Genomic DNA, 1,079 nt, shown 5'->3' with positions numbered 1-1,079 from the left:
GCTGCTGGCCCGGCAGAACGCGCTGCGCGACCCGCGCCGCACCGCGGCCACCGCCGCCACCCTGCTCGTCAGCACCGCGCTGGTCAGCGGGCTCGCCACCGTCGGCCACTCCACCGGGCGGGCCCTGGACCGGCAGGCCGCGGCCGGACTCGCCGCCGACTACGTCATCGGCACCGGCAGCACCACGACCGGTATCGACCAGGCCGCGGTGCGGCGGGTCGGCGCCACCCCCGGGGTGCGGACGGCCGTCGCCGTCGCCGACTCCACCCTGTTCCTCGGCGGCTCGGTCCGGGAGGTCACCGGCGTCGACCCGGCGACCGTCGGGCAGGTCGTCACGCTGGACTTCGTCAGCGGCTCGCTCCGGGACCTCGGCCCCGGCCGGATCGCCGTCTCCCGCAGCACCGCCGAGGAGAACGGGATCGGCACCGGCGACCGGGTCACCACCTCCTTCGGCCGCGACCGCGAGCCCGCCACCTCGACCGTGGTCGGCGTCTACCAGGACAACCCCGCCGCCCGGGACGCGCTCGCCACCCGCGAGGAGGTCCAGCGGGACAGCTTCCGGCCCGGCACCGTCCAGCGGATCCTGGTCCGCGCCGACGGCACCACCGCACGGCAGCTGCGCACCGCCGTCGGCGACAACCCGCTGCTCAAGGTGCAGAGCCGGGACGACCTGGTGCGCGAGGCCGGGGGAGTGACGAGCGCCCTGCTCACCCTGATGTACGGGCTGCTCGCGCTCGGCGCGGTGATCGCCGCGCTCGGGATCGTCAACACCCTGGCGATGTCGGTCACCGAACGCACCCGGGAGATCGGCCTGCTGCGCGCCGTCGGCATGGACCGCGCCGCCGTCCGCCGGATGGTCCGGCTGGAGGCGGTGACCGTCGCCGCCCTCGGCACCCTGCTCGGGCTGGCGGGCGGGCTGTTCTGCGCCTGGGCGGTCGGCGCGCTGGCGGGCGGGGCGGTCCCGCAGTACCGGCTGGTGCTGCCCTGGCCGACGCTGCTGCTCGTCTGCGTTCTGCCGCCGCTGATCGGCGCCGTCGCCGCCGCGCTCCCGGCCCGGCGGGCCGCCGCCCTGGGGCGGC

General features: G+C 77.4%; 1 protein-coding gene. It reads left to right on the top strand.

Going from position 1 to position 1,079, the window contains the following annotated elements:
• On the top strand, positions 1–1,079 hold a 1,079-nt coding region (locus tag VR45_RS38920), incomplete at both ends, for an FtsX-like permease family protein (RefSeq protein ID WP_045944687.1).

This window comes from Streptomyces sp. NRRL S-495 (assembly GCF_000966955.1).
In the GTDB taxonomy this organism is placed as follows: domain Bacteria; phylum Actinomycetota; class Actinomycetes; order Streptomycetales; family Streptomycetaceae; genus Kitasatospora; species Kitasatospora purpeofusca.
The sequence above is the reverse complement of the archived record's forward strand: the minus strand, read 5'-3'. Positions and strand labels throughout refer to the sequence as shown.